This is a genomic window from Natronomonas sp. CBA1123, from assembly GCF_009741925.1.
In the GTDB taxonomy this organism is placed as follows: Archaea; Halobacteriota; Halobacteria; order Halobacteriales; family Haloarculaceae; genus Natronomonas.
This window is the reverse complement of sequence record NZ_WPCC01000026.1, coordinates 22,521-46,856: the sequence shown is the minus strand read 5'-3', so window position 1 is coordinate 46,856 and position 24,336 is coordinate 22,521. Positions and strand designations below refer to the sequence as shown.

30 protein-coding genes and 1 pseudogene are annotated in these 24,336 nt (G+C 65.3%); 15 read left to right on the top strand and 16 right to left on the bottom strand.

The features are described from left to right. The 6 genes from GJ631_RS12195 to GJ631_RS18630 all read left to right on the top strand — a co-directional run. A partial coding sequence (locus GJ631_RS12195; RefSeq protein ID WP_197425024.1) for an aldehyde ferredoxin oxidoreductase C-terminal domain-containing protein occupies window positions 1–712 on the top strand: 712 nt, incomplete at its 5' end. Between the two features lie 56 nt (window positions 713–768). Then, on the top strand, window positions 769–1,410 hold the full coding sequence (locus GJ631_RS12190) for a hypothetical protein (protein WP_231753975.1): 642 nt from the start codon (window positions 769–771) through the stop codon (window positions 1,408–1,410). A 43-nt stretch (window positions 1,411–1,453) separates the two neighbouring features. Continuing rightward, window positions 1,454–1,708 (top strand): hypothetical protein, encoded by a 255-nt coding sequence (locus GJ631_RS12185; protein WP_156709423.1) that lies wholly within the window; start codon window positions 1,454–1,456, stop codon window positions 1,706–1,708. Continuing rightward, window positions 1,705–1,851, top strand: coding sequence for a hypothetical protein (locus GJ631_RS18635; RefSeq protein ID WP_178916949.1), 147 nt, complete (start codon window positions 1,705–1,707; stop codon window positions 1,849–1,851). The genes GJ631_RS12185 and GJ631_RS18635 overlap by 4 nt, the downstream gene beginning before the upstream one ends. Next, on the top strand, window positions 1,848–2,183 hold the full coding sequence (locus tag GJ631_RS12180; protein ID WP_156709422.1) for a hypothetical protein: 336 nt from the start codon (window positions 1,848–1,850) through the stop codon (window positions 2,181–2,183). Before GJ631_RS18635 ends, GJ631_RS12180 begins: the two co-directional genes overlap by 4 nt. A gap of 54 nt (window positions 2,184–2,237) precedes the next feature. Then, on the top strand, window positions 2,238–2,375 hold the full coding sequence (locus GJ631_RS18630) for a hypothetical protein (protein ID WP_197425023.1): 138 nt from the start codon (window positions 2,238–2,240) through the stop codon (window positions 2,373–2,375). Between the two features lie 3 nt (window positions 2,376–2,378). On the opposite strand, the gene GJ631_RS12175 is transcribed toward GJ631_RS18630, so the two are convergent. After that, on the bottom strand, window positions 2,379–3,611 hold the full coding sequence (locus tag GJ631_RS12175) for a hypothetical protein (protein WP_156709421.1): 1,233 nt from the start codon (window positions 3,609–3,611) through the stop codon (window positions 2,379–2,381). 124 nt (window positions 3,612–3,735) lie between these two features. Between GJ631_RS12175 and GJ631_RS19265 the strand changes: the two genes are divergently transcribed. The 3 genes from GJ631_RS19265 to GJ631_RS12165 are packed head-to-tail and all read left to right on the top strand — an operon-like array spanning window position 3,736 to window position 4,356. Next, entirely contained in the window at window positions 3,736–3,864 is a 129-nt protein-coding gene (locus tag GJ631_RS19265; protein ID WP_255453948.1) for a hypothetical protein, read from the top strand. Between the two features lie 2 nt (window positions 3,865–3,866). Then, a complete protein-coding gene (locus tag GJ631_RS12170; RefSeq protein ID WP_156709420.1) occupies window positions 3,867–4,145 on the top strand; it encodes a hypothetical protein in 279 nt (92 codons plus the stop codon). Window position 4,146: 1 nt separating this feature from the next. After that, the gene (locus GJ631_RS12165) at window positions 4,147–4,356 is read left to right on the top strand and encodes a hypothetical protein (RefSeq protein ID WP_156709419.1); all 210 of its coding nucleotides are present in this window, start codon (window positions 4,147–4,149) and stop codon (window positions 4,354–4,356) included. Here GJ631_RS12165 and GJ631_RS12160 read toward each other — a convergent pair. Then, window positions 4,349–4,996, bottom strand: coding sequence for a molecular chaperone (locus tag GJ631_RS12160; RefSeq protein WP_156709418.1), 648 nt, complete (start codon window positions 4,994–4,996; stop codon window positions 4,349–4,351). The two genes, GJ631_RS12165 and GJ631_RS12160, sit on opposite strands and share 8 nt — an antisense overlap. After that, window positions 4,996–7,143: a 4Fe-4S dicluster domain-containing protein gene (locus GJ631_RS12155; RefSeq protein WP_156709417.1), complete on the bottom strand. Its 2,148-nt coding sequence runs from the start codon at window positions 7,141–7,143 to the stop codon at window positions 4,996–4,998. The genes GJ631_RS12160 and GJ631_RS12155 overlap by 1 nt, the downstream gene beginning before the upstream one ends. Window positions 7,144–7,343: 200 nt before the next feature. Here GJ631_RS12155 and GJ631_RS12150 point away from each other — a divergent pair. The 4 genes and pseudogenes from GJ631_RS12150 (at window position 7,344) to GJ631_RS12135 (ending at window position 12,795) form a co-directional block, all read left to right on the top strand. After that, window positions 7,344–10,732: pseudogene (locus GJ631_RS12150) on the top strand (molybdopterin-dependent oxidoreductase). A gap of 11 nt (window positions 10,733–10,743) precedes the next feature. Further along, complete coding sequence (locus tag GJ631_RS12145; protein WP_156709416.1) at window positions 10,744–11,400, top strand: 4Fe-4S dicluster domain-containing protein; 657 nt, start codon at window positions 10,744–10,746, stop codon at window positions 11,398–11,400. Then, window positions 11,397–11,747, top strand: a complete 351-nt coding sequence (locus GJ631_RS12140) for a hypothetical protein (RefSeq protein WP_231753972.1) — start codon at window positions 11,397–11,399, stop codon at window positions 11,745–11,747. Before GJ631_RS12145 ends, GJ631_RS12140 begins: the two co-directional genes overlap by 4 nt. 34 nt (window positions 11,748–11,781) lie before the next feature. Beyond that, entirely contained in the window at window positions 11,782–12,795 is a 1,014-nt protein-coding gene (locus tag GJ631_RS12135; protein ID WP_156709415.1) for a cytochrome b/b6 domain-containing protein, read from the top strand. A 17-nt stretch (window positions 12,796–12,812) separates the two neighbouring features. Here GJ631_RS12135 and GJ631_RS12130 read toward each other — a convergent pair whose 3' ends face one another. Then, entirely contained in the window at window positions 12,813–13,214 is a 402-nt protein-coding gene (locus GJ631_RS12130) for a hypothetical protein (protein WP_156709414.1), read from the bottom strand. A 77-nt stretch (window positions 13,215–13,291) separates the two neighbouring features. Between GJ631_RS12130 and GJ631_RS12125 the strand changes: the two genes are divergently transcribed. Next, entirely contained in the window at window positions 13,292–13,474 is a 183-nt protein-coding gene (locus GJ631_RS12125; RefSeq protein ID WP_156709413.1) for a hypothetical protein, read from the top strand. Here the strand turns inward: GJ631_RS12125 and GJ631_RS12120 are convergent. The 12 genes from GJ631_RS12120 to GJ631_RS12065 form a co-directional block, all read right to left on the bottom strand. Further along, a complete protein-coding gene (locus GJ631_RS12120) occupies window positions 13,471–14,541 on the bottom strand; it encodes a methionine synthase (protein WP_156709412.1) in 1,071 nt (356 codons plus the stop codon). The genes GJ631_RS12125 and GJ631_RS12120 overlap by 4 nt on opposite strands. Further along, complete coding sequence (locus tag GJ631_RS12115; RefSeq protein WP_156709411.1) at window positions 14,538–15,515, bottom strand: methionine synthase; 978 nt, start codon at window positions 15,513–15,515, stop codon at window positions 14,538–14,540. Before GJ631_RS12115 ends, GJ631_RS12120 begins: the two co-directional genes overlap by 4 nt. Before the next feature lie 35 nt (window positions 15,516–15,550). Continuing rightward, window positions 15,551–16,132 (bottom strand): HemK2/MTQ2 family protein methyltransferase, encoded by a 582-nt coding sequence (locus GJ631_RS12110; RefSeq protein WP_156709410.1) that lies wholly within the window; start codon window positions 16,130–16,132, stop codon window positions 15,551–15,553. Further along, the gene (locus GJ631_RS12105; protein ID WP_156709409.1) at window positions 16,129–17,571 is read right to left on the bottom strand and encodes a mechanosensitive ion channel family protein; all 1,443 of its coding nucleotides are present in this window, start codon (window positions 17,569–17,571) and stop codon (window positions 16,129–16,131) included. Before GJ631_RS12105 ends, GJ631_RS12110 begins: the two co-directional genes overlap by 4 nt. Beyond that, window positions 17,568–18,404 (bottom strand): 16S ribosomal RNA methyltransferase A, encoded by an 837-nt coding sequence (locus GJ631_RS12100; RefSeq protein ID WP_156709408.1) that lies wholly within the window; start codon window positions 18,402–18,404, stop codon window positions 17,568–17,570. The genes GJ631_RS12105 and GJ631_RS12100 overlap by 4 nt, the downstream gene beginning before the upstream one ends. A gap of 58 nt (window positions 18,405–18,462) precedes the next feature. Beyond that, window positions 18,463–19,041, bottom strand: coding sequence for a DUF655 domain-containing protein (locus GJ631_RS12095; protein WP_156709407.1), 579 nt, complete (start codon window positions 19,039–19,041; stop codon window positions 18,463–18,465). A gap of 46 nt (window positions 19,042–19,087) precedes the next feature. Continuing rightward, the gene (locus tag GJ631_RS12090; RefSeq protein ID WP_156709406.1) at window positions 19,088–19,444 is read right to left on the bottom strand and encodes an RNA polymerase Rpb4 family protein; all 357 of its coding nucleotides are present in this window, start codon (window positions 19,442–19,444) and stop codon (window positions 19,088–19,090) included. After that, on the bottom strand, window positions 19,441–19,734 hold the full coding sequence (locus tag GJ631_RS12085; protein ID WP_156709405.1) for a 50S ribosomal protein L21e: 294 nt from the start codon (window positions 19,732–19,734) through the stop codon (window positions 19,441–19,443). Before GJ631_RS12085 ends, GJ631_RS12090 begins: the two co-directional genes overlap by 4 nt. A 120-nt stretch (window positions 19,735–19,854) precedes the next feature. Then, window positions 19,855–20,121 (bottom strand): elongation factor 1-beta, encoded by a 267-nt coding sequence (locus tag GJ631_RS12080; RefSeq protein WP_156709404.1) that lies wholly within the window; start codon window positions 20,119–20,121, stop codon window positions 19,855–19,857. 2 nt (window positions 20,122–20,123) lie between these two features. Further along, the gene (locus GJ631_RS12075) at window positions 20,124–20,306 is read right to left on the bottom strand and encodes an HVO_2753 family zinc finger protein (RefSeq protein ID WP_156709403.1); all 183 of its coding nucleotides are present in this window, start codon (window positions 20,304–20,306) and stop codon (window positions 20,124–20,126) included. Between the two features lie 65 nt (window positions 20,307–20,371). Continuing rightward, entirely contained in the window at window positions 20,372–20,980 is a 609-nt protein-coding gene (locus tag GJ631_RS12070) for a bifunctional 2-polyprenyl-6-hydroxyphenol methylase/3-demethylubiquinol 3-O-methyltransferase UbiG (protein WP_156709402.1), read from the bottom strand. Between the two features lies 1 nt (window position 20,981). Continuing rightward, window positions 20,982–21,995 (bottom strand): NADP-dependent oxidoreductase, encoded by a 1,014-nt coding sequence (locus GJ631_RS12065; RefSeq protein WP_156709401.1) that lies wholly within the window; start codon window positions 21,993–21,995, stop codon window positions 20,982–20,984. Between the two features lie 78 nt (window positions 21,996–22,073). On the opposite strand from GJ631_RS12065, the gene tmcA reads away from it, so the two are divergent. Beyond that, window positions 22,074–24,335: a tRNA(Met) cytidine acetyltransferase TmcA gene (gene tmcA / locus GJ631_RS12060; protein WP_156709400.1), complete on the top strand. Its 2,262-nt coding sequence runs from the start codon at window positions 22,074–22,076 to the stop codon at window positions 24,333–24,335. The last annotated feature ends 1 nt before the right edge of the window (window position 24,336 follow it).

Sequence of the window (24,336 nt, the reverse complement as noted above, 5' to 3'; positions counted from 1 at the left end):
GGGGTTGGTGGACGCCGACGTGCGTTTCGGCGACGCGGCAGGTGCCCGAGAGCTACTGGAAGCCGTGGCGACCCGTTCGACGCCACTCGGTGACGCCCTGGCAGATGGTGTCGACGCCGCGGCCCGCGAGTACGGCGGCGACGAGTTGGTGCCGACGGTCAAGGACATGGAGCTTCCGGCCTACGACCCCCGCGGCGCGGCGAGCATGGCGCTGGCCTACGCGACGAGCGACCGCGGCGGGTGTCACCGCCGAGCCCGCCCCGTAGAGGAGGAAGCCTTCGACGGCCCGTGGAGTCCCGACCGTGTCGTTCGGTCGGTCGCCGCAGCACAGGACACCCGCTCGGTGCGGTGGTCGCTCGTCGCCGACGACTTCGTCGGCGAGGTGCTGGCCGACGACGGCGCCGAGTGGCTCGACTCGGTCGGCGCCCCGTACGACGACCTCGACCGAACGGGCGAACGCATCTGGAACCTCGTTCGGCTGTTCAACGTCCGAGAGGGGTTCGACCGCACCGACGACGCGCTTCCCGAGGTCGTCGATTCCGAGGAGTTGTCGGTCGAGTTCGAGGCGACGCTCGACCGCTACTATGCGGCCCGTGGCTGGAGCGAAGCCGGCATCCCGGCCCGAGAGACGCTCGACCGGCTGGACCTGCTCGAAGCGGTCGACGAGGAGACGCCCGTGGCGTCGACACCACTGACTCTCGACGATGACTGACGAAATCGACCTCGACGACATCGAGACCGAATCCGAATCGGAGCCCGGAAACGACGGTGACTGGCTCTGGCGTGACGATACCGACCAGTCCCCGCCGGAGCAAGACTCCGCGGAAGCCGATACCGGGGCCGCTCGGAGCGCGGACCCGGAGGACGGAAACGTCGCTGACGGTGGTTCCGGGGCGGTCCCACACGTCCCTCACGAGAATAAAGACAGGCCGGCGGGCATTCCCGTCGAAGGCGGCGGTTCCGGGGGGCGGTGCCGGCCGGAGTGCGGACTCCGAGTCCGCGCAACCGGAGGCGTCGGAGGCCGACGGCCAGCAGGCGTCCGGTCCACACGGCGGCGACGCCGACGACATGACGCTCGCGCTCACCTACGAAGCCGCGAAACGGCTGGCGAACCCCGCCTACGTCTTCGCGGACGCGGCGGAGTGGGCCGACTGGCTCGGTCTGGTCGGCGAGGTACCGGCTCACGTCATCAACCGATTCCAGCGAGAGCACACCATAGACGTGGATTTCTTCAGCGGAAGCGGGACCGGACCCACCGAACGTCTCGCGGAGATAGACCGCCACTCGATGTTCTACGCCGAGCGATTCGTCCTCGTCGGCGTCCCCGAGGAGGCGGGGTGGGCACCGGATGGCTGGGAGTTCCTCCCGCTGGAGGACGCCGCGGAGAAAGCAGAGTGGCAGGTGGAGTAACCTTTTCATCCTCGGCCCCACAACAGTCGTGTGGTGAGTTACCATGGGTCTCAGAACTGCGCTTCAACGGACGCGGTGGATAACGTTCGCGGCGCTCGCAGTCGCGATTTGGTCGGTCGTCGTCTGGTTCGAGGTGTTCGGGTCGATACAGTGGGCGTCGATGGACTACATCGGCCGGTCCGCCCCCAGTGGGGTCGTCGGGTTGGTCGTCCTCGCGGCCTTCCTCGCGTTGCTCGTCGCCCTGTTCGGCGAACTGGGCGAAGAAGAGCCGTCGCCGGAGAGTTGGCCACCCGAATGACGTACTTCGAGTGTACCGACTGCGGGCAGATGGGCAACTTCGCCCGGATGGAGCGGTCGGAACTCCGCCAGCAGTGTCCGGTGTGTGAGGAGGAGACCGTCTGGACGACCGCCTTCGAGGCCGAGGAGGGAGCGTCGTTTTGATATCCTTCGAGGTCAGCGACCGGCTGTACGACGCCGCCGAACAGTGGGGTGAGGCACGTCTGGAGGATATCGACGACGCCCTCGAGACCAAGGTCGAACAGGCGCTGCTGGAGGTCGAACACCTCGTCTCGGGGGCCCACGAGGTGACGTTCGAACTCGAGGGCAGAACCGTCCACCACGAACCGACCGACGAATTGGCGGCGTTCCTCGAAACGCAGGCCGCCTCGGCCGACATCGAGGCGTCGGACGTACTCGCGATGTACGTCGACCTGTTCGCGCGGGTGTTCCTCGACGAGGCCGACCGACCGTCCAACGCACCGCCGACCGGGTAGCCCTCGAGAGGACACCGCACAAAACTTAATACCGTCTCAGGAGTATGTCACGATATGGCACACAAGGACGGCGAATGGCGTCCCAAAGGCGCAACCGAGACGTTCAACGGCTTCGAGGTGTGGGACCACGGGGTCTGGCCGAACGAACTCCCCACCGGCGAAGTCGACGGCGACGTTTCCCTCGAGGAGTAATGGCTACGGCGAGAACGCCGGAAACGCCCGGTCGGAACGCGGCGGCACGTAGAAGTTCGCCCGCGACTCCACCTCGATGAAGTTCAGCAGGCCGTTGTTTTTCCTGTCGGTCACTTGCTCGTGTTCGTTCCGCAGGAACCACCCGTTCATCGCCTTCCGCGTGGCGACGAAGTCGTCGAGCGACGCCTGAAACGACAGGAAGTGGACGCCAGCCCGGCCGCCGTCCGTCGTGTTGAAGTCCCGGCGCAGGATGACCGGCTGGCCGTCCTCACGCGTCCGAGCAACCTTCTCGTGGTGGCCGACGACGCCGAACTCCGCGGCGTGGTCGAAGGCGCTGTCGGCAAACGGCACGGTGTCGGTCAGTGAGTCCACGTCCGAGGGGGAGAAGTCGGGTGAGAACATCCGAGCGACGCGCTCTTCGTCGGCCATCGCCCACCAGTCGTCGAGTGACTCCGAGAGATGTGAGAGATGCATCGTCGTGCCACCGTCGAAGCGGCTGTCGTCGAGGGCCCCGCCGTCGATGGTGATGCGGTCCTCGCTCGGTTGTGTGCCTCGGCGCATCGACATGAACCCGGTGAACATGGGTGCGTCCTGGGGAATATCGTTCGGAACGCCCTCGGCGTCGGTGTGTTCGGCTGGAAGCCCTGCCCCGTGGAACCCGGTTCGACGGGCGGCAATCGAGAACACCTCGCCGAATCGGGCGTCGAGGTCCCGGCCTTCGAGTGGGTCGGACTCCGAGAACAGCGCCGTCTCCGTGCGGACCAGATGTGAGGGCACGTCGGTGGCGAGGACGAGGGCGGCGTCATAGGAGAGGAGGTCGGGGTCGTCCGTCCGCGACAGCACCTCCGGCTTGCGAATCGGCGAGGTGTCCAACTCGTCGATTCGCTCGAAGTAGTCGGTCCCCCACGCCAGCGCGTGGAGGAGTCCCTCCGGCGACCATTCGTAGGTGGCCTCCACCTCGCGCATCGCCGTCTCGACGGTGTCGGCGGCCTCGACCGAGGGCTCGACATCCAACTCCAAGAGGAGCACGCGGTGATGACGCGGCGGGTGGCGGTTGCCGTGTTCGTCGGTGTGCAACACGGCGTCCCACGCGTGCTGGCGGTCGGGCACCTCGTGAGGGTTCGGCGGGAGCGACACCGGCGAGTTACGGCGCCGCGACAGCACCGCCGAACACCCCGGAATCGTCGCGGCGCCGAGCGCCACCAGCCGTCCGAGGAGGCCGCGTCGCGAGGGCATGCGCTGGAGTACGTCTGGACAGTCAAAAGCGTTTTTCGCGGCTCGATGACCTGTTCGACCCACTTCGTGACAGAAACGATTGGGGTTCCACAAGGGTTTAGACTGGTGATTCACAACTATGCCCATGGTCAATGGTATCGCACACCTCGGAACGACTCCTCAGGCGTCGTTGACCTCGTTCGTCGTTCTCGGTCTCGGGTTCGTCGCCGTCGCCGTCGTCGCCTACGACGCCTACAGAGAACACTGGTGTTGAAGATGGCCGTCGAAACGGATTCCGACGCGACGGCCGAGTTCGGTGTCGAACGGGTTTTGAGCTACGTTCGTGCGACCGTCTACGTAGTCGCGGTGCTCATCGGACTGTCGCTTCTGGTCGTCGGTACCGTCGCCATCATCGCCGGGCTGAAGGGAACGTGGCACTGGTCTATCCACCTCGAATCGACCATCAGATACATGTCGACGTTCGTGAGCTATCTGCTCGCGGCGCTGGTTCCGTTGTTCGGCGTCCTCGTCGTCGGACGGTGGTACGATGGGTGAGATGAGTACCGCAGCGCTGACGGCCGCGGTCGGTGCCCTCTTCGCGGTGGTCGCCGGCGTCGGCGTCGTCTCGCTGTTCGCCGAGTGGCGGGGCGTCTGGAGCAGTTACTTCCTGATGGAACGGACGATTGCGGCCGGTGCGCCCCTCGCTGCGGTCCTTGCGGTGCTGGCTCTGCTGTCGGGATTCGTCGTCGTCTACGGCGCTAGGTAGGCACCTGCTGGGCGACGAGTTCGTCCTCGAAGTCGACGAACCCGACGAGCACTTCCGCGCCGGCGAGAAAGAGGTCGGTCTCGGCGTCGCCTTCGTCGAGTTCGGACGCTATCGTTTCGAGGAACTGCTCGTCCCACGTCCGGAGATGCTCGTCGATGAACACGCGTTCGTAGTTGAAGGCGGCCTTCTCGCCGCGGCGCTGGCGGTCGACGAGGTTTCGAAGGAACGCGAGTTCGATGGCGACGTGGTCGTTTTCCTCGGGGTAATCATCCGGCGGAGCCCACTCGGCCGCGGAGTAGGCGGCTTCGAGCGCCGTCAGTCCCTCGCCGATGAGTTCGGTGTCCTCACGGAAGTACGTCTCGTGGGGCAACGCCGGCGGTCGCGGCCCCACGAACAGCCGGGTGTACTCCGTCCGGAGTTCGTCGGCGACTTCCTCGACCGGACGGGACCGGTTGGCCTCGATGAACGCCTCGAGGCGCTCGAAGCCGCGGTCCATCCGCTCGTTGATTTCGTCGTCGGGGACGGCCACGTCGCCGGAGAACAGCCGTCCGAGGAACTCCTCGCTCGGGGCGTCGTAGAACACCTCGACGAGGAAATCTATCACTTCCAGTCGGGCCTCGTAGATTCTGTTATCGTCCATCAGTTCTCACCTCGTTCGAACAGCAGGTGCGTCCGGCAGTCCCCGCAGTACTCGAACACCGAATGCGGGGAGTCGGGAGCGATACCTTCGACGGCGTCGCCGACTTCCCCGCGAACCGTCTCGATGGTCCCGGCGGAGGCAAAGGGTTTGCCACAGCGGACACACTCCTGCATCTCGCCGTCGTAGACGCGGGTCCACGCGGTCCCGAGTTCCTCCGGGACGCCGTCGGGGGGTTCCTCGCGGTGTTCCGGCAACAGCGACAGCTCCAACCCGTCCTGCATCGTAATCGCCGTCTCCGGACAGCCCTCCTCACAGAGGCCACAGTTGACACAGCGCTCGTGGTTGAACAGTAGGTCGCCGTCGTTGGTTCGCTGAATGGCGTCGGTTGGACAGAGGTTCGTACACGTCGGCGTCAGGTTGCAAGCATCCGACACCTCCATCCGTCCGAAGTCCTTCAGCCCACGAACGATTTCGCGCTCGGGCTCGACGTGTTCGAGGAGCACGCGAACGGATTCGAGCGTCCACGCGTGGGAGGCGAAGGCCGGACGGTCGATGTCGCCGTCGATAGTGCCCGTCGCCTCGTGTTCGCCGGTGGGAACCGGCGACTCGTCGAGGCCGTCGACGAACGACTCCAACTCCGCACAGAACGTCTCATGGTCGGCTCCCGGTGCGAGAAACGTCACGCGCTCGCCCAATCCGAGGTCCGAACTGGCGCGGTTCAGTCGCTCGACGAGTTCGGCCTTCGGGTCGGGGCCGGAGTGGAGACAGGCCTCTCCACAGCCGACGACCGCGACGCCGTCGGCGCCGGCGGCCAGCGCGTGAAGGGCGTGGGCCTCGCCGACCGTGTCGGTGCAGTTGACCTCCACGGGCAACACCGGCGGGTAGGAAACGTCTTCATCGAGTGCGGCCCGGCGGCCGTACTCCCGCAGGCGGTCGGCGGCCCGCTCCGAGCAGACGAAAGCGACGACGGGTCGCTCGATGCCGCCGGTCCCGCGGGCAAACAGCCAGCCACCGTCGTCGTTCTCGGCGGTGAGAAGTGCCTCGACTTCGCGGGCGATGCGTCGGTTGGAGGGTTCACGAAGCTTCGTCGCACCCGTGGGACACGCCGACGTGCAGGCGCCACAGTTCTGACAGGCCACCTCGTCGAACTCCACGGAGTCGATGGTCGGTCGCTGGACCGCGTCGTGCGGACAGGCGTCGGTACAGGCGGTACAGCCCTGTTGGGAGGACTCCCCCGCGGCACACACGTCCATCTCGAGGTCGAGGAAGGCTGGCTTCTCGATGCCGCCGAGATGGGTTTCGACGGCCGCTATCGTGGCGGCGTCGACGGGGCCGGTGTAGTAGCCGACGCGGCCGCCGCGGGTGTCGGGGTCGGCGTCCGGGTAGACAACCTGGTCGACGACGATTCGACGGGTCGTTCCCTCCATCTCGATGGCGTCGGTGGGACACACGTCGGTCCACTCGCCGTCTGGGGCGTCGGCGGGAATCTGTACGGGTCTGGCCGTGACGCTGTCGGGTCCCTCCCGAACACACTCCATGCAGTCGATGCAGGCGTCGGTGACTCGCGACCCGAGCGTGAGTTCGAACTCGCCGAACGACCCATCGACGCCGACGACCTCCCCGCGAGCGATATCGACGGCTTCGAGGTCGACATCGACGTTCGCGAACTCCTTACCGTCGGCGACGAGGGTTACGTCGGCGGAGTCGGCGAGGGCCGCCGCTGCCTCGACGTCGCCGATGACGGCGACCTCGTCGCCGGCCTCTCGGGAGACCGTCCGCGAGACGGCCTCTTCCTGTAGACCGGCGTGGGTCGCGTTGAGCAGGCGTGCGGTCTTGTCGGTAGCGGCCGAATCGTCGTGGACCCACGCGTTGCGTTCCCTGTGGTCGACGAACGCCGCGGCCTCCGGGTGTAGCCCCTTCCGGTCGAGTACCTCACGGAACGTCTTTCGACAGCGGTCGTCGGGGGCCGTCACGATGAGTTGGTCGAGGTCGTACTCGTCGATGACGTGCTCGACGCCGTCGAGGCCACCCTCACAGAGCAACTCCGAGGAGGCGACGACATCGACGTCGCGGACGCCCTCGCGGACCTCCTCGAGGTCGACACCACACGTTCCACCACAGCCGCAGACGAACGCCCCTACATTCATCGAGTGTGTTCAATGCTACCACGGATATATGCCTTGCGACGATTCATTTCAGAAAAGAAACGAAAATAGATTGAATACTCTCGATAGCAGACCACTAATTTAAAAATATGTCCACGACTGGCCCCGTATTTTAATATAGGATGATTCCTAACGTGCTAGGGAATCGCAAGCAAAGACGAGGCAGAGAGCCAACTAATGGAATGAGCACAGAACCAGTCTCCCTCGACCTCGACCGGCGGTCGTTCATGAAGGCGAGCGCGCTGGCAGGCGTGGCGGCACTCGGTGGCGGTACGGCCGGGCAGGTACTCGCCCAAAACGACGACGAGGTCGACGGACAGGACACGGAAGGTGAGTTGACAAAGACCATCTGCAACTACTGTTCGGTCGGCTGTGGCTTCCACGGCGAGCGCAAGGGTAACTCCTTCGTCGGCATGGAGCCGTGGGAAGACCACCCGATAAACAACGGCTCGCTCTGCTCGAAAGGGGCGGGCATCTACGAGACCGAACACTCCGAAAAGCGCCTCAAACACCCGATGATTCGGGAAGACGGCGAGTGGCAGAAGCTCTCGTGGGACACCGCCTACGACCGCCTCGCTACCGACATCCGGGCGCTGTGGCCCGACTCGGACGTATCGCCGAGCGATGCGGTCGACGTCGACGAAGAACACAGCCGCGAGAGCGTAATGTTACTCGGGAGTGCCCACCACTCCAACGAGGAGTCCTACGCCATCCGAAAGCTCGCGGCGTTCATGGGGACGAACAACATCGACCATCAGGCGCGCATCTGTCACTCGACGACGGTTGCAGGACTGGCGAACACCTGGGGCTACGGCGCGATGACGAACACGGTTCCGGACTACCGGAACTTCGAGTTGAACATCATCGTCGGGCAGAACCCAGCCGAAGCCCACCCCATCGCGATGCAACACATCCTCGAGGGGCAGAAACGCGGCGGGGACATACTCGTTTTAGACCCGCGGTTCACGAAGACCGCGGCCCACGCCGACGAGTTCGTCCGGTTCCGGCCCGGGACCGACGTGGCGCTGATGATGGGTGTCATCAAGGAACTCCGCGACGAGTACGGGCTGGCGATGGACCCGGAGGCCGACGACAGCGGTCAGAACATGCTTACGGACCGCGTTCAGGGCTGGGAGGACGTCGACGTGGAACTCGACCAGTACGACAAGGAGACGGTGTCGGACATCACGTGGGTCTCCGAGGAGGACATCGAGCGCATCGCGGAGATGGTCGATGAGAACCGACCCCACGTCCAAATCGAGTGGGCGATGGGCGGCACCCAGCACAACAACGGCACCCAGAACATCCGCTCGTACGCCGCGTTGAGCCTCGCTTCCGGGAGTTCCGCCCGGAGCGGCGGCGGCCTGCAGGTCATGCGCGGCCACGCCAACGTCCAGGGTGCGACCGACCTCGCGGTGGCGAGTCACATCCTGCCGGGGTACTACGGGCTCACCCCCGGCGGCTGGTCGTGGTGGGCCGAAATCTGGGACAAGAACCCCTACACCAGCGGTTCGACCTCGTTCGCGGACATGTACGACCGCTTTGAGTTGATGCCGCCGGACAAGTACGTCCGCCAGCATCCGGTGTACGAAGGCAACGACGAGGCGGACCTCCCGGCGAATCGGGACGACCCCGGACACAGTCCGGAGGAACCCGCCGAGAACTCGATGATGTTCCAGAACGGGCTCACGGTGGCCCGCTGGTTCGAAGGCGCTCTCGACCAGGAGGACCGCTATCAGGAGACGCCGATTTACCAACCCGACCAGGTGAAAATCGCGGTGTTTTGGGGGCACTCCGCGAACTCCATCAGCGAGATGGAGCAGATGAAAGAGGGCATGGAGAACCTCGACCTGCTGGTCGTCATCGACGTGTTCCCGTCGGTCGCGAGCGTCCTTCCGGACTACGAGGATGGCCCGCCGGTGCTGTTGCTGCCGGCGTCGAGTCAGTACGAGCACTACCGCTCGCTGACGAACACGAACCGGTCGGTGCAGTGGTCGGAACCGGTCGCAGAGCCCGCACACAACTCCCGACCCGACCTGCGAATCATGCAGGAACTCGCCGACGCACTCGGGTTCGGCGAGCACTTCGACTGGGGCTCGGGCCCCGAGATGCACAACGGGAAATCGTCCTACGAGAACGTCATCCGGGAGTTCAACCTCGGAACGAACACCATCGGCTACCGCCAGACGCCCGAACGGCTCCAACAGCACCTGGAGTACGACTACGCCTTCTCCAGTGAGGACCTCAAAGGCGCCGAGGGAACGCCTGTCGAGGGCGAGTACTGGATGCTCCCGTGGCCCTGCTGGGGCGAGGGGCATCCGGGAACACCCATCATCTGGAACGACGACATGAACCCCAACGATGGGGGTCAGGACTTCCGGACCCGGTGGGGCGTCCAGGCGCCGACACCGGAGGAGTGGGACGCGATGCCGACCGACGCGGACTACCCGCTCCAGGAAACCGTCGACGCCGTCGGCGACAGATACGACAGTCAGGAGGACGCGCTGAGTCTGATTCGGGACCCCTACGTGCCCGACTGGGCCAGCGACAGGGAGTTGGCCGACGACGGCCAGATACACGGCGTTCCGGAGTATCCGGCTGGAAGACGACGCCACCACGGAGCCTCATCGACCCGACGCAGTCGACGCAGTCCGACGAGTTGACGATTCCACAGCAGTACGCACTCGACAGCCAAGAGTCGGTGTACACCGCCGCACAGGCGATTGACTCCCCGAACACCGGAAGTACGACCTTCGACGAGTACCTCGAACGGACCAAGGACGTCGACCCGTCGTTCTACGAGGAATACGACTACAGCCAACCCGACGCCCCGACCGGTCGCGGGCGGGCGCGGGCGGTGGTCTGGAGCTTCCTCGACAAGGTGCCGGTGCACCGCGAACCCATCGAGAGTCCGCGGCCGGACCTCGTCGAGGAGTGGCCGGCGAACGGTCAACAGCAGAACTTCTACCGACTCGACCAGAACAACGCCACCGAGCAACAGCAGGCGATGGACATCATCCACGGCGAAAGCGACGGGCCGGAGCTCGACACCATCATGACGACCGGCCGGCAGGTCGAACACCAGGGTGGCGGCTCGGAGACGCGGTCGAACATCCATACGGCCGACCTCCAGCCCCACATGTACGCCGAGATTACGCCCGCGAAAGCAGAGGAACTCGGCGTCGACGGCGGCGACCTCGTCGTCGTCTCCTCGACGGACCGGGGGTCGGTGTTGGTGAAGGCACGCGTGACCGACCGGCCGAACGACGGCGAGGTGTTCCTGCCGTTCCACTGGGGCGGCGTGTTTAAGGGGAACAGTCAGGAGGACAAATACCCGGAGGGGACCGTCCCCTACGCCATCGGCGACTCCGCGAACGCGATTACGTCGCGCGGCTACGACGTCGAGACGCAGATGCAGGAGACGAAGGTGTCGATGGTCGCCGTCCGACCGGCGACACAGGAGCTACTCGAGGAGCTCGGGATGGACACGGACCTCGAGTTCCCGCAGGACCGCAACGACATCGGTTCACAGAAGAACTTCGACGTCCGTGACAGCGAAACAGTTCAATGAGGTGATAATCCATGTCCCAATCGAACAAAGAGGTAATGGGCGACGGCGTGATGAGCGTCGGGGAGGGAACGCGAATCTTCCCGGACGTCGGCGCCTGCATCGACTGTGGCGGCTGTGTCGTCGCCTGCAAACGCACGTGGGACGTCCCACAGGACGAACAGCGTATCAGCATCTCGACGATGCTGGAGGGCCAAGAGGGGTCCGGGATGTCCGGCGCGGCCGCACTCGCACAGGGGGAATCCCCCGGCGAGACGTCCATCCCGATGCAGTGTTACCACTGCGAGAACGCACCCTGCGTTTCGGTGTGTCCGACCGATTCCCTCATCAAGACCGACGAGGAGTTCGTCGACGTCCGTGAGGACCTCTGTGTCGGCTGTCAGTACTGTTTGTCGGCGTGTCCGTTCGGCGCACCGCAGTTCCCCGAATCCGACGACGGCGCCGCGCAGGTGTTCGGAACCGGCGGCACGATGGACAAGTGTACGATGTGTGAGGAACGCCAGGACATCGGGAAGGGGCCGGCCTGTGCCGAGGAGTGTTCGACCGACGCTATCCTCGTCGGGCAACCCTCCCAAATCGCGGACGAACTCGACAAACGCGACGAGGGTACGTTCTTCAACGATGTGGCGATGGACATCGTCTTCGGCGAGGACGCCGGTGAGTTCCGATGAGCTACGAGACGCCGGAGGTAGACGGCTACTCCCCGATTTCCGTCCTCGTCTCGGCGGTCGTCGGGATTGCTGTCGCGCTCCTGTCGGTGTGGTGGGCCAGCGGCTTCGGGCCGTTCTACGAGACGCTGTTCCGCGTCAGCCCGACCGTCGAGGGCGGCGGCGTCGGCAGCGACTGGGTCGCGGGCAACACCATCCCCTCGCTGGATTTCCTCATCGCGCTGGTTCACGCCGCAGACGTCATCATGGGGGTGTTCATCCTGTTTATGGTGTTCCTCCACTGGGCGAGTTTCCGTCGCCTCGCCGCGCGGATGCGTCACCCCGAGGAGAGCGAGTCGGGCGAAGCGTGATGGCCGACGGCTCCGGTTCGGGGGGTGAGACGGAATGACCAATCTCGACCACGGGAAGTTTACGCGGGTGACGACGCTGTTCCATTCGCTTCTGGCGCTGGACGTGTTCCTGTTGTTCTTCACCGGCTACGCCATCATGTTCAACTCCGAGTTGTGGTGGATGGTGACGCTGATGGGCGGTGCGACCGGCGTCACCGCACTCCACCGCGCCGCGGGGCTCGGACTCGTCGCGCTCATCGTCTTCTGGATGGTGCTGATGGTCATCAGTCCGACCGGCCGAAGCAACTTCCGTGAAATCCTCCCGCGGAAAGCGGACGTCGACGCGTTCCTGCAGGACGTCCAGTTCATGCTCGGGCGGACGGACGAACGTCATCCCCACGCCCGGCAGTTCGCCGGCTACGAGTCCGACGAGGTGCCGCTTCTGTCCTACGTCGGCAAGGGGGTCGTCTTCATCTTCGCCGTCGAACTGCTGTTGCTCACCATCTCGGGGCTGCTCATCTGGTCGAAAACCGGACTGATGCAGTACTTCGCGACGCGGACCGCGGCGATGGCGTTCGTCATCTTCCACGGTCTGTTGGGGGTCATCATGGTCATGGGGGTAATGTTCCACATCTTCGAACACGGGATGCACCCGGCGTTCTACCCGGTAGAGACGAAGGCGTTCATTCCCCGGAGCATGATTCCGGAGTCCCACGGCGAAGACGACGACCACGAGGGAACCGGCATCGAGGCGCTGGAACTCGCGCCGAGTTGGCACTCCGTGTCGACGATATTCGGCTCGCTCGTCGTGGTTGGAATCGTGTCGGTGCTGATGGGAAGCATCGTTCGGGAGGGGTATCCCGTCCCGAGGGAGTTGGTCGTCAGCGGCGACGTGACCAATTTGCTTCTCACCATCGGCATCAACATCGGGATGTTCGTGCTGTTCGTCGGTATCGTCCTCTCGATGTACGGCAACGTCATGCGGGTCCGCTGGGAGAAGGAGATGCAACAGCGGCAACGCGAGGGCGAGACGGTCGCCGACGGCGGGGAGCCACAGACCGACGACTGAGGCCTCCGATTTCGTATTCAGGCCGTTAGCAGTTTTGCTCCTTCCTCGGATAACTCGACGGTGACGTCCTGTCGAGTCTGCTCTTGAATCTGGTCGATGTTGCGCGTGAGCACTTCGAGGATGTCCTTCGGCTCCGGATACACCAGCATGTTGCCGTCTTCGTCCTCCATGACCAACTGGGTGTCCGAGAGGGTCACCTGGTCGTTTTCGATGCTGGCGACGATGGCCGGAAGCGCCTCGGCGCCCCCGGGGTCGCCCTCTTCGACTTTGGTGATGTAGACGGAGTCGAGACCGATGAGGTCCTTGTACTCGCGGACGCGCTCGGCGCAGTCCACCATGTCCCTCGTCACCGCCGTTTTCTGTTGGTTCCCGTGGTCTCCCTCGTGGCAGTGCTTGCACACCCGCAACTCGATTCGCATGGGTCACTGTATCGGTTGGACCAGTAAAGACGGTTGTGCCGCCAACGTTTTTATGCAATCGAGAAGTATGGTAACATATGGCAAGTGCATTGAACGTCGTGTACGGGGTCGTCATCGCGCTGGTCGCAATCGCCGGCTACGCCTACGTGTTGACGCAGTCCGATGACGGTACGGGCAAAGAGACGCGGTGGAGTGACTGGGGCACGATAGCGGCCGTCGCGCTGTTCGTGGTCGGGCTGTTGTGGACGACTGTGTTTTAGTCGCCGACGTAGGCCGCGTCGACTTCGCCGGCGTCGAGTTCGGCCTCGACCTCGCGAGCGGCCTGCACCATGTTCTCCATCTTCTGGTAGGCCACCTCGCGCGGTAGGAGTTTGACGCCACAGTCCGGCGAGACCGTCAGGCGCTCCGGCGGAACGATTTCGAAGCCCTTCTTGATGTTCTCCTTGATTTCCTCGACGGATTCCACGTCGGTCGTGTGGACGTCGACGACGCCCAGCGCGAGGTCTTTGGTGAACTCGTCGGCGGTGAACACGTCCAACTGCTCGTAGTCGCCGTTGGCGAGTTCGAGGTCGTACTCGTGGACGGGCATGTCGAGGATTTCGGGGTAGATGCGCGAGTAGTCTCCGTAGCAGACGTGGAGGCCGAGTCGGACGTGCTCCGGGATGCCGTCGGCGATGTGTTCGAGACACTCGCCGACGATGGCGTGGTCGTCGGGCGTCGTCGCGAGGGCAGGTTCGTCGATTTGGATGTATCGACAGCCAGCGTCGACGAGGCGCTCGATTTCCTCGTTGACGAGGCCGGCGAGTTCGTAGGCCAGCTCCGCCTCGCTGTCGTAGTGTTCGTTGAACGACCACGACGCCAGCGTGTAGGGGCCGGTGATGGGAACCTTCACGGGCCGGGTCGTCGCGCCGGCGGTGAACTCGAACTCGTCGACGAGCCACGGTTCGTCGTAGGCCACCTCGTCGGCGACCGAGGGCTTGTCGAAGTAGTTGTGTCCCCACACCTTCACGGGGCCGTTGAACTCGTAGCCGTCGATGCGGTCGGCGAAGTACTCGACCATCTCGTTGCGCCGCATCTCGCCGTCACACACCACGTCGAGGCCCGAACGCTCGTGTTCGTGGGTGATGAGGCGGGCGGCGTCGTCGAGGGCCTCCTGGAGGTTCTCCTCGTCGAAATCGCGGTCGTCGTCCTCGTGGAGTTCCTTCGCGCGGTTGAGCCACTTGGGCTTGGGATACGAGCCGACGACGGTCGTCAGCAGGAAGTGTTCGGTCGGGTGGTCCTCGGGGCGGAACTGCTCGCGGGTGTTGGTCTGGTTCGTGGGGCTCATAGGGACACCTCCTCGACGCCGTCGGCAAGAGCGTCCAGTTTGGCCTCGAACTTGTTCTGTGGGAGGTAGAACAGTTCGGTGTTGCTCGTCGCGTAGACGGTGTCGAACGTCTGGGCGGGAACGCTGTCGTCGACCCACTCGATACGCTCGGCGATTTCCTCGGGCGTCTCGACGAGGGTGTTCTGGCCGTCGACGACACCCAACGCGATGCTGTCTTTCGTGCCGTACTCCTGGATGTTGTAGACGTTCTGCTCGTGGTCGGAGACGAAGTCGAAGCCGACGGCGTCGATGTCGGCGTCCATCAGGTGAGCGTAGGGCTTCTCGGGAATCGCCCCCCAGTAGGTGTGAACCACCACGTCGGCGTCGACTGCCGTCGCCACGCGGTCGATGGCCTCGCTTGCGCGTTCGTCTTCGCCATCGTCGGGGGCGTTCTCGACGAGCGACGGTTCTAGAAGGAACAGCGTCTCGGTGTCGAACTCGGCGGCTTCGCCGGCGAGGAACTCGGCGATGGCGTCGAGGAACGCGGCGTCGTCGCCGTAGTGTTCGTCGGTCGCGAGGTCAGCAAGCGAGTAGGGACCGGGGAGGACGGCCTGATTCACGTCCGGTTGGCCGGCCAACTCCTCGGCCACGTCGCCGTCGAAGTCGAGGTCGCCGGTGACGACCGGCTCCCGATAGAAGTTGTTGTTGTCGTAGTAGCGGACGATACCGCGGGTGTCGACGCTGTCGTGGACACACAGCGGGTGGGCGAGCATGTCGTCCCAGCGGAGTTGCCCCTCGACGACGCCGTCGATTCCGGCCTCGAGTTGTCGGTCGATGACCTCCGTCCGTGCGCGCTCGTAGGCCTCGAGGACGTCGTCGCCCTCGTCGCCGGAAATGAGGTCGTCCTTCTGGTGACCCTTCAAATCCGAGAGGTCGTCCTTCGCCCAGTCGGGCAGCGGGAACAGTCCCGGTGTCGTAGCGATTACCTCCGTCATTACCGGCGCTACGTAATGACGGCGTTTAATATTTCCTACTCACGTATGTCTAAGAGTAATTCCAACACGACCAACCGCTCGAAGGGGAACGCCTCCTCGGCGACCTCTCGACTCGTCAATCCGGCGTCGGCGGCGAGGTCGGTCACGGCCTCGATATCGGTCAGCGAGGAGACCAACAGCAGGACTCCGCCGCCGGGAGCGAGCACTCGGGCAACGTCCGCGAGGAACGGTCGAATCACGCGGCGGCCGTCTTCGCCGCCCGAGAGCGCGTGTTCCAGCGGGTCGTCCCACTCCCGTTCGGGGGGCGTCGGGAGGTAGGGCGGATTGAACAGCACCCAATCGAAGGTATCGGCGCCGAAGGGGTCGGTCAGGTTCCCGCGGACGGCTGGCACGCCGCGCTCGCGGGCCTGTCGGCAGGCCTCCGGGTTGATGTCGCTGCCGACGACCCGGGCACCCGTCTCCTCGGCGACATACTCGGCGACGTGTCCCGACCCGGTTCCGACTTCGAGGACGAAATCCGCATCGTCCACCGTCTCGACGGCCGTTTCGGCAAGCAGTCGCGAGTCCTCGGCGGCCTCGTACACCGTCGGCATCTCCCGACGGTCCGAAAGCGTCATTCGTCGTCCCTCTCCTCGTCCTCGTTCTCTGGGCCGTCACGCACCGGGTCGGGGTCGCGCTCGAAGCCGTCGACGGCCATCGGGTCGTCGGGGTCGTGGCTGTGTTCCTCGCTGACGGGTTCGCTCACGTCGGCCGGTTCCTCGCTCGCCGTCTCTTCGCCCCCGCTCTCGGTTTCGTCCTCGTCGACGGGGTCCCCGGAGGGGTCGCCGCCGTAATCCTCCTCGACCGGTTCGGACACGTCGGTCGCGGAACGCCCCTGAGAACGACTGTCTCGGTCGTCCGAACCCCGGTTCGCGACGGTCCGTTTGTCGGCGGAGAGCCGTTCCCGCTCGGCTTCGGCGACCTGTAAGCCGCCGGTCTCTTCGCGTCCCATCAACTCCCGCTGTGGGAACGGTATCTTGATGCCCTCGGATTCGAAGGCCCCTTTCACCGCCTCGATGACTTCGTTTTGGGCGCGCCACTTGTGCTGTATGGTCGGCTTGTCTATCCAGTAGCGGAGCCGAAGCGCGACGGCGGAATCGTCGAAGGCCGTCCGGACGACGTCCGGTGACGGGGAGTCGGACACCGACTCACAGCGTTCCATCGCGTCCCTGGCGACGCTCGCCGCCGTCGCCACGTCTGCGTCGTAGTCGATGCCAACGTCGGTCGTGATGCGAAGCCGGTCGGTCTTGGAGTAGTTGATTATCTCGCTGCCGGTCACCTGGTCGTTGGGGACGAGAACGTGTTCCTCGTCGAAGGTCCGAATCTGAGTGTTGTACAGCGTGATGTCGGTGACGATGCCCTGCCGGTCGTGGACCGAAATCCAGTCGCCGACCTCGAAGGGTCGGGCGAAGAGGATGACGAAGCCCGACAGCGCCCCCGAGAGGGTCTGTCTCGCGGCGAACCCGAGGACGATGCCGAGTGCACCGGCGCCGAGAAAGAGGCTCTGGACCGGGACCCCCCACAGCGCGATGGTGAACAGTATCGCCGGGATGAAGACGGCCAACTGGACGATGTGGTGGGCGACCTCGCGCTGGTGGGCCGTGATGACGTTCCGGCCCGCGCCGAACTTGATTGAGCGTTTCGTCAGCCGCGTGACGGTGAACGCGCCCGCGAAGACGATGAACGTCAACAGGAGTTTCACTCCTACTTCGGGGCCGATGGCGAGGAACGACAGCGACTGGACGACCGTCCCGGTGAGTCCCCAGACGACGACGAGCAATCCACTGAGGACGATGCTGCCGACCGTCACGAACACCCCCTGTATGGCCTGTACCGCGTCGCTCCGAACCCGCCGTTTCAGCAGCTTCCCGCTGAAGTACGCTATCGCCATCAGGAGACCGAACACCCCGAGTGCGAGCGCCGTCAGGTAGTACCGTTCGGTCGTCGAGAACGTCCGGTAGAACTCGAACTGGAGGTCGGTCCACCACGGAAGGCTCTGGAGGACGATCGATTTCATCCGCCGTCACCTCCGCCGGTCTCGTCTGCGATTCGGGCCAGTCGGGCGAACGCCTCCGGCGGCACGTTCCCGGCCCGCTTGCTCATCAGTTCCTCACCGGCCGCCTCGACGACGGCGTCGGCGTCGTCGATACCCGAGATGTGTGTCGTGTTCCGGACCGCGTTCCGCATCGTCTTCCGACGCTGGGTGAACACCGCCCGAACCAGCGACATGAACTGCTCGTCGTCGGGCACTTCGTACGTCGGCTCCCGTGGCGTCGTCCGGACGACCGCGCTCTCGACGGCCGGCGCCGGCGAGAACGCCTCCTTCGGAACCGGTTCGACGACCTCGATGTCGGCGTAGTGGCCCGCAGTCACCGATAGCCGGCCGTAGGCGTCGGTCCCCGGTTCCGCGGCCATCCGCTCGGCGAACTCCTTCTGGAACATCAACACCGTCGGCCGCTTCTCCGGGAGGAGTCGGAACGTGATTTCCGAGGAGACGCCGTAGGGGAGATTCGACACCGAGGCGGTGAACTCGGGTAACTCGACCTCCAACGCGTCGCCCTCGATGACCGTGAGGTCACCGTCGGCGATTTCGGTCTCGAACTCCTCGCGCAGAAACGACGCGAGTTCCGGGTCGCGCTCGACGACCGTCACGTGGTCTGCGACGGCGAGGAGCCGGTCGGTGAGCGCGCCAGTTCCGCCGCCGACCTCAAGAATGTGGGTCGTGTCGGCGTCCTCGGGGAGGTAGCCTGGGAGTCTGTCGAGGACGCGGTCGTCGACGAGGAAGTGCTGGTCGCGGTCGGGGTCGCCGCGGACGCCAGCACGAGCGATAAGCGCGTCGGGGTCCCGCATGTTGTCCCGCCGTATGCCCGCGCCCCGTATATCGTTCACTCTTTGGCGTCGCGAGCGGTTACTCCTCGTCGCTCTCCCGCCGGGCGAAGATACGGTACTTGAGGTCCTCTTCGCCGAGTTCCTCCTCGATTCGTTCCAGGAGGACGCCTCGGGGGTCGTGCAGTCCCGAGACGCGCTGTTCGATATCCTCGAAGCTCTCGAAGGGCTTGCGCTTGCGCGCATCGAGGATGTTGTTGCGGAGTTTCTTCCCGATACCGGGCAGCAGATTGAGCACGTGCAGCCGAGTCGTAATCGGCTGGGCGTCGTTGTAGAAGTCGACGAAGCGCTTCTCGTTCGCGTCGATGATTTCGTTGAGGGCGTACTCCAGTTCGGATTCGGCCGTACTGGAGAGGTCACCGTACGCTATCGCTCGACAGTCCTTGACGTTCTCGCCGGGCGGGTCGATTTCGACCCGGTCACCGATGTTGACGCCCGCGTCGTCGGTGAGGGCGAGTTCGACCAGCCGGAAATCCGACTCGCCGAGGGCGTAGGCGACCGGCGACTTCTGATACTGTGGCCGGTCGTCGTCGGGACGGCCTCGGGGTAGGAAATCCAAGACGACTGCGGTAGTGGGGTCTCCGGCGTCGCTGTCGCTCATACATACGGTACGGGGAGGCGATATTTAAAACAGGTGCCGGTCCGTATCAGGCGTACTTGACGACGATGTCGAGCACGTCGTCGAGTTCGTCACCGGACATCGTGTACCGCCCCTGTGAGAACACCGAGCGGAGTTCGTTGCGGTCCTGCGGAAGGAGGTCGGCGATTTTGTACGCCGTCGCCTCGTCGACCTTCTCCAGTTCGGTCAGCTCCGCGACGAGTTCGCGGGACTCCTCGGCGTCGAGGACCGCGAAACGGTTGACGTGCTCGATGGCGCGCGCCAACTCGTAGCGCATCTCGCGGTCCTCGTCGAGTGCGCGTTCGGCTTCGATGTCGGCGAGCAGTTCCTTCGCCTCGGAGACGGTGAGGAACTCCTCGTCGACGACCTCCTTGAAGATCGTCATTCCTGCTGGCGTTGGAGGTGGGCCGGCGCGACGATGAGCGTCTTCGTGACGCTGCCGTCCTTGATTTCGACCTTGAACGCACGGCCCTGCTTGCCGGCGACCGTTCCGGTTCGGCCGTTGAATCGGGGGTGGAACTGGCCTTTCGGCACCGAGGGGTCAACCTTGAGGTGGACCTTCTCGCCGTTTTCGTACTCTTCGACGGAGCGCTGCGGCGGGGATGCCCCGCGCTCTCGGGGTTTGTTCTTCAGCTTGTTTCGGGTCGCCTTCCGCGGACCGTTGGAACTCGGCATTGTTGATGAGTCCTAATCAACTCCGACACATAAAACGTGCGTTCCGGCGACGCCCAGTCGGTCGCCCGACGGTCGGCGATTCGTCTCGGTGGTGCGTCGAAATCGGAGAGAAACGACCGACTATATTCGTCCGACTTCGTCGACGTCGACGCTCTCGACGCCCTCGACGCCGCCGAAGGCCTCCTCGACGGCGTCGGTGCCGCCGGCCTCGTCGGGGATGAGAACGGTCGGGAACAGCGCGATGAGTCCGAACGCCACGTCCTCGCGGTCGACGCGGCTGATTTTCGCGCCCTCGGGCAGGGAGTTCTCGAGGCGGTCCTGCAGTTCGTCGAGGTCCACCTCGGGGCTCTGCGGCATGACCTTCATCTTGGCTGCGACTTTCCCCATCGTTACGGCCCCATGAACCCACAATCCGGGCATTCGTAGAGGTTGCTCTGCTTGCGACACTTCGAGCAGCGGTAAATCTGGTGCCCACAGTCGGGGCAGTCGAACTTCGCCGCGCTCGTCCCGGAGATGTTTATCCCACAGGAGATGCACTTCCGTTCCCTCCGTTGGGTACTCTCGCTACTCATATCAACTGGTCCGGCGCGGCGACATTTAACCCTTATCAAGCGCGTTCGCCCCCGCCGACGGGCCGTCAGTCGCCTCGTTCGACGGCGGGATAGGACTGTCGCCCTCCGGTCGTGTTTCGGGCGACGATGCGCGCCGTCGCGCTGTGTTTCCCCTCGTGAGGCGTCGTTGTCTCGTCGTAGTACAACACCGTCATGTCGAGACAGGCGTGGAGGAGTTCGTTCGAGGCGAACCGGTAGCGGTCCGTACTCGGCCCCGAAAGCGGACCGTCCGTCGACCGCAGGTGGTGTTCGACGAACAGGACGCCGCCGTCGACGAGCGCTTCCTTGATGTCCGGAAACCGGTCGAGAACTCGGTAGTAGCTGATGGTGATGACGGCGTATCGGTCCGCGGGGAACTCGTAGGTGTCCGCGTCCGCCTGAATCGGCTCGATTCGCTTCTCGACGCCCGCCTCGGCGGCGTTTTCGCGAGTAACCTTCAGCCCCTCCCGGGACTGGTCGAGGGCGTCGACCTCGTATCCGGATTCCGCGAGGAACACCGCGTTCCGACCCGTTCCGGTCGCCACGTCGAGGGCGCGACCGTCGGGAAACGACGAGACGTACTCACGCAACACCGCCGATGGCTCTGGGTTCTGGGGATACTCGCCGGCGGCGAACCGTTCGTCCCACGTGGGCATCTCAGGCCTCCCGTTCGCCCACCTGCACGAGCTGTTTCCCGATTTTCGTCCCCTCGAACAGTCCGAGGAAGGCGTCGGGTGCGTTCTCCAGTCCCTCGACGACGTTCTCGCGGTACTCGATGTCGCCCGAGGCGACCCATCCGGAGAGCCGCTTCAGCGCCTCTCCCCACCGGTCCTCGTAGTCGCGGACGAGCAGCCCCTCGACGCGGGCGCGTGACTCGATGAGTTTCCCGAGTTTGCGCGGCCCAGTCGGCACCTCGGTGGCGTTGTACAGCGCTATCTGTCCGCAGATGGCCACCCGCGCCCGGACGTTCAACAGCGGCCAGACGGCGTCGGTGACGGGGCCGCCGACGTTGTCGAAGTACACGTCGATGCCGTCGGGACAAGCTTCCCGGAGCGCCGCGCTCACGTCCTCTTCCTTGTAATTGATGCCCTCGTCGAAGCCGACGGATTCGAGCCACTCGAGTTTCTCCTCGGCGCCCGCGATGCCGACGACGTGACAGCCGGTGAGGTCGGCGAGTTGGCCGACGACGCTGCCGACGGCGCCGGCGGCGGCGCTGACGACGACGGTGTCGCCGGGCGTCGGTTCGGCCACGTCAGTCGTTCCGAAGTAGGCGGTGACGCCGGGCATCCCCAACACCCCGAGCGCCGTCGAGATGGGGCCGTGTTCGGGGTTGACCCCTCGGAGGTCCCGGCCGTCGGCAATGGCGTAGTCGGCCCACTGGAGGTCACCGGTCACCACGTCGCCGGGCTCGAAGTCAGGGTGTTCGGAGGCCTCGACTTCGCCGACGACGCCCGCCTGCATCGGGTCGCCAACGTCCCACGGTTCGGCGTAGGATTCGGCGTCACGCATCCGCCCGCGCATGTAGGGGTCGACGGACATGTACAGCGTCCGGACGAGTACTTCGCCCCGCTCCGGGTCGGGAAGTTCCGTTTCGATTAGCTCGAAGTTCTCCATCGTCGGCTCGCCGACGGGTCGGCTGTCGAGTATCCACTGTCTGGTTTGAGTTGCCATGCTCGGAGGTCAGCCCCACCGGTGAAAGGGTTTCGCCCAACCGGTGGAGCCTTCCGGTACCGTCCCCTTCCGCCGGGCATGGACGCGGTTCGAGAGACGGTCCTCGCCCTGCGCTCGGAGGCCGAAGCGACCAAAGAGCGACGGCTGCTCGTCTGTACCGGCAGCCGTGAGGCCGGCTACACCGCCGCCCAAGCCGCTTGTGAAGCGGCCGACCTCGACACCATCGCGCTGTCGGAACGCGATATCGTCGGTCGTCGACTCTCCCCCGCTCGCGCCGACGAACTCCTCGGGGAGACCCACGACTGCGTCGTCGTCGACTGCCACGACGCCTGCCGGCCGAACGCCCTCGGCCGCGCCGCCGGCGCAGTCGACGGCAGTGGACTGCTCGTCCTCGTGGTGCCGCCGCTCGACCGCTGGCCCGACGAACGCGACGGGTTCGACGAAACCCTCGCCGTCCCCCCGTTCGGCCTCGACGACGTGGCCGGAACGTTCCGCCGCCGACTCGTCCGGACGCTCCGAGAACACCGCGGCATCGCTATCGTCGATGTCGACGCCGGAACGGTCGAAGCCGACGGACGAACCGACCCCTCGCCGAAGTTTGCCGAAGCCCCGTTTTCGCCACCCGATGACGCCGCCTTCCCGAAGTCCGTTTACGAGGCCTGTCTCACAGCCGACCAGCGCGACGCCGTCCTGGCCTGTGAGGCGCTCTCCGAACCGGGCAAGGCGGTCGTCCTCGAGGCCGACCGCGGCCGCGGGAAATCCAGCGCCGCTGGACTGGCGGCCGCCGCCCTCGCCGCCGACGGCCGGGACGTACTCGTGACGGCGCCGAACTACCGCAACGCTGCCGAACTGTTCGACCGCGCCGCCGAGATGCTGGGAGAACTCAACGCCCTCGTCTCCGACGGTCGAAGCGATGACGCCGCCCACGAACTCCGGGCCGAGGGCGGCGGCCGGGTTCGGTTCGCCCCACCTACCGACGCCAAAACGGAGACAGCCGACGTACTCGTCGTCGATGAGGCTGCGGCACTCCCTGTTCGCGTGCTCGAATCCCTGCTGTCGGTCGCCCCGAGCGTCTGCTTCGCGACGACGGTTCACGGCTACGAGGGCGCCGGCCGTGGCTTCGACGTTCGCTTCCGGGATACCCTCGACGACGAGCGGGCGGTCGACACTGTGACGCTCGGGGACCCGATTCGCTACGCCGCGGCCGACCCAATCGAGGTGTGGCTGTTCCGGGCGCTGTTGCTCGACGCCCGACCCGCGGTGGAGCCACTCGTCGCCGATGCAACGCCCGACGACGCGACCTACGAACGCCTCGACCCCGTGGCATTGGCCGACGACGAGAATCGCCTCCGGGAGACGTTCGGCCTCCTCGTCAACGCCCACTACCGCACCGAACCCGACGACCTCGCTCGCCTGCTCGACGCGCCGAACATCGCGTTGCGGGCGCTGACCGTCGACAGCCACGTCGTCGCGGTCGCACTGCTCGCTCGCGAAGGGGACCTCTCAGCGGAGACCAGACGCGAGATGTACGAGGGGGCCCGCGTCCGCGGGAACATGCTCCCCGACGTGCTTACGAGTCAACTCCGGGACATCGAGGCCGCCCGCCCGGTCGGATTGCGCGTGATGCGAATCGCGACACATCACGCCGTCCGCTCCCGTGGGTTCGGTTCACGGCTGCTGTCGGCAATCGAGGCCGAGTTCGACGCCGAGGGCGACCGGCCTCTCTCGGGCCGATTCGAGGCCGTCGACTACCTCGGCGTCGGCTACGGCGCGACGCCGGAGTTGCTGTCGTTCTGGGACGACAACGGCTACAGGACGGTCCACCTCTCGACGACCCGCAACGACACGAGCGGCGAGTACTCGGCGCTGATGGTTCGCCCGCTGTCGGACTCCGGCAAATCCCTTGCCGACCGACACGGGGGGTGGTTCCGGCGTCGCATCTCCGACGTTCTCGCGGACGCACTCGACGACACCGACCCCGATGTCGTCCGCGGCGCCCTCGCCGCGGCGTCGGGACCCGTCCGATTGGAACTGACCGACACCGAGTGGCGCGTCCTCGCAAGCGCCGCCTACGGGCCGGGACTGTACGACGTGGCTCCCGGTCCCTTCCGACAGGTGGCACTCCGGGCGCTCGTCGACGGGGCACTCGAGGACCCCGACGCCGAGCGACTCCTCGTCGTGAAAGTCCTGCAAGCGACGCCGTGGGAGCAGACGGCCGACCGCCTCGGCTACGTCTCCCGTCGGGAGTGTATGCGCGCGTTGGGTGACGCCTACCGGCCGCTCGTCGACCGCTACGGCACCGCGGCCGCCCGCGAGGAGGCCGACCGCTACCGGGAGTGAC

Bases quoted from the DNA above. Each gene is read 5' to 3' on its own strand.
- GJ631_RS12155 (WP_156709417.1), bottom strand. From the start codon at position 7,143: ATGAATGTAGGGGCGTTCGTCTGCGGCTGTGGTGGAACGTGTGGTGTC.
- GJ631_RS12170 (WP_156709420.1), top strand. From the start codon at position 3,867: ATGGCCGTCGAAACGGATTCCGACGCGACGGCCGAGTTCGGTGTCGAA.
- GJ631_RS12160 (WP_156709418.1), bottom strand. From the start codon at position 4,996: ATGGACGATAACAGAATCTACGAGGCCCGACTGGAAGTGATAGATTTC.
- GJ631_RS12075 (WP_156709403.1), bottom strand. From the start codon at position 20,306: ATGAGTAGCGAGAGTACCCAACGGAGGGAACGGAAGTGCATCTCCTGT.
- GJ631_RS12100 (WP_156709408.1), bottom strand. From the start codon at position 18,404: ATGCGGGACCCCGACGCGCTTATCGCTCGTGCTGGCGTCCGCGGCGAC.
- GJ631_RS12090 (WP_156709406.1), bottom strand. From the start codon at position 19,444: ATGACGATCTTCAAGGAGGTCGTCGACGAGGAGTTCCTCACCGTCTCC.
- GJ631_RS12105 (WP_156709409.1), bottom strand. From the start codon at position 17,571: ATGAAATCGATCGTCCTCCAGAGCCTTCCGTGGTGGACCGACCTCCAG.
- GJ631_RS12135 (WP_156709415.1), top strand. From the start codon at position 11,782: ATGACCAATCTCGACCACGGGAAGTTTACGCGGGTGACGACGCTGTTC.
- GJ631_RS12085 (WP_156709405.1), bottom strand. From the start codon at position 19,734: ATGCCGAGTTCCAACGGTCCGCGGAAGGCGACCCGAAACAAGCTGAAG.
- GJ631_RS12095 (WP_156709407.1), bottom strand. From the start codon at position 19,041: ATGAGCGACAGCGACGCCGGAGACCCCACTACCGCAGTCGTCTTGGAT.
- GJ631_RS12165 (WP_156709419.1), top strand. From the start codon at position 4,147: ATGAGTACCGCAGCGCTGACGGCCGCGGTCGGTGCCCTCTTCGCGGTG.
- GJ631_RS12140 (WP_231753972.1), top strand. From the start codon at position 11,397: ATGAGCTACGAGACGCCGGAGGTAGACGGCTACTCCCCGATTTCCGTC.
- GJ631_RS12175 (WP_156709421.1), bottom strand. From the start codon at position 3,611: ATGCCCTCGCGACGCGGCCTCCTCGGACGGCTGGTGGCGCTCGGCGCC.
- GJ631_RS12125 (WP_156709413.1), top strand. From the start codon at position 13,292: ATGGCAAGTGCATTGAACGTCGTGTACGGGGTCGTCATCGCGCTGGTC.
- GJ631_RS12120 (WP_156709412.1), bottom strand. From the start codon at position 14,541: ATGAGCCCCACGAACCAGACCAACACCCGCGAGCAGTTCCGCCCCGAG.
- GJ631_RS12070 (WP_156709402.1), bottom strand. From the start codon at position 20,980: ATGCCCACGTGGGACGAACGGTTCGCCGCCGGCGAGTATCCCCAGAAC.
- GJ631_RS12185 (WP_156709423.1), top strand. From the start codon at position 1,454: ATGGGTCTCAGAACTGCGCTTCAACGGACGCGGTGGATAACGTTCGCG.
- GJ631_RS18635 (WP_178916949.1), top strand. From the start codon at position 1,705: ATGACGTACTTCGAGTGTACCGACTGCGGGCAGATGGGCAACTTCGCC.
- tmcA (WP_156709400.1), top strand. From the start codon at position 22,074: ATGGACGCGGTTCGAGAGACGGTCCTCGCCCTGCGCTCGGAGGCCGAA.
- GJ631_RS12115 (WP_156709411.1), bottom strand. From the start codon at position 15,515: ATGACGGAGGTAATCGCTACGACACCGGGACTGTTCCCGCTGCCCGAC.
- GJ631_RS12065 (WP_156709401.1), bottom strand. From the start codon at position 21,995: ATGGCAACTCAAACCAGACAGTGGATACTCGACAGCCGACCCGTCGGC.
- GJ631_RS12130 (WP_156709414.1), bottom strand. From the start codon at position 13,214: ATGCGAATCGAGTTGCGGGTGTGCAAGCACTGCCACGAGGGAGACCAC.
- GJ631_RS18630 (WP_197425023.1), top strand. From the start codon at position 2,238: ATGGCACACAAGGACGGCGAATGGCGTCCCAAAGGCGCAACCGAGACG.
- GJ631_RS19265 (WP_255453948.1), top strand. From the start codon at position 3,736: ATGGTCAATGGTATCGCACACCTCGGAACGACTCCTCAGGCGTCGTTG.
- GJ631_RS12110 (WP_156709410.1), bottom strand. From the start codon at position 16,132: ATGACGCTTTCGGACCGTCGGGAGATGCCGACGGTGTACGAGGCCGCC.
- GJ631_RS12080 (WP_156709404.1), bottom strand. From the start codon at position 20,121: ATGGGGAAAGTCGCAGCCAAGATGAAGGTCATGCCGCAGAGCCCCGAG.
- GJ631_RS12145 (WP_156709416.1), top strand. From the start codon at position 10,744: ATGTCCCAATCGAACAAAGAGGTAATGGGCGACGGCGTGATGAGCGTC.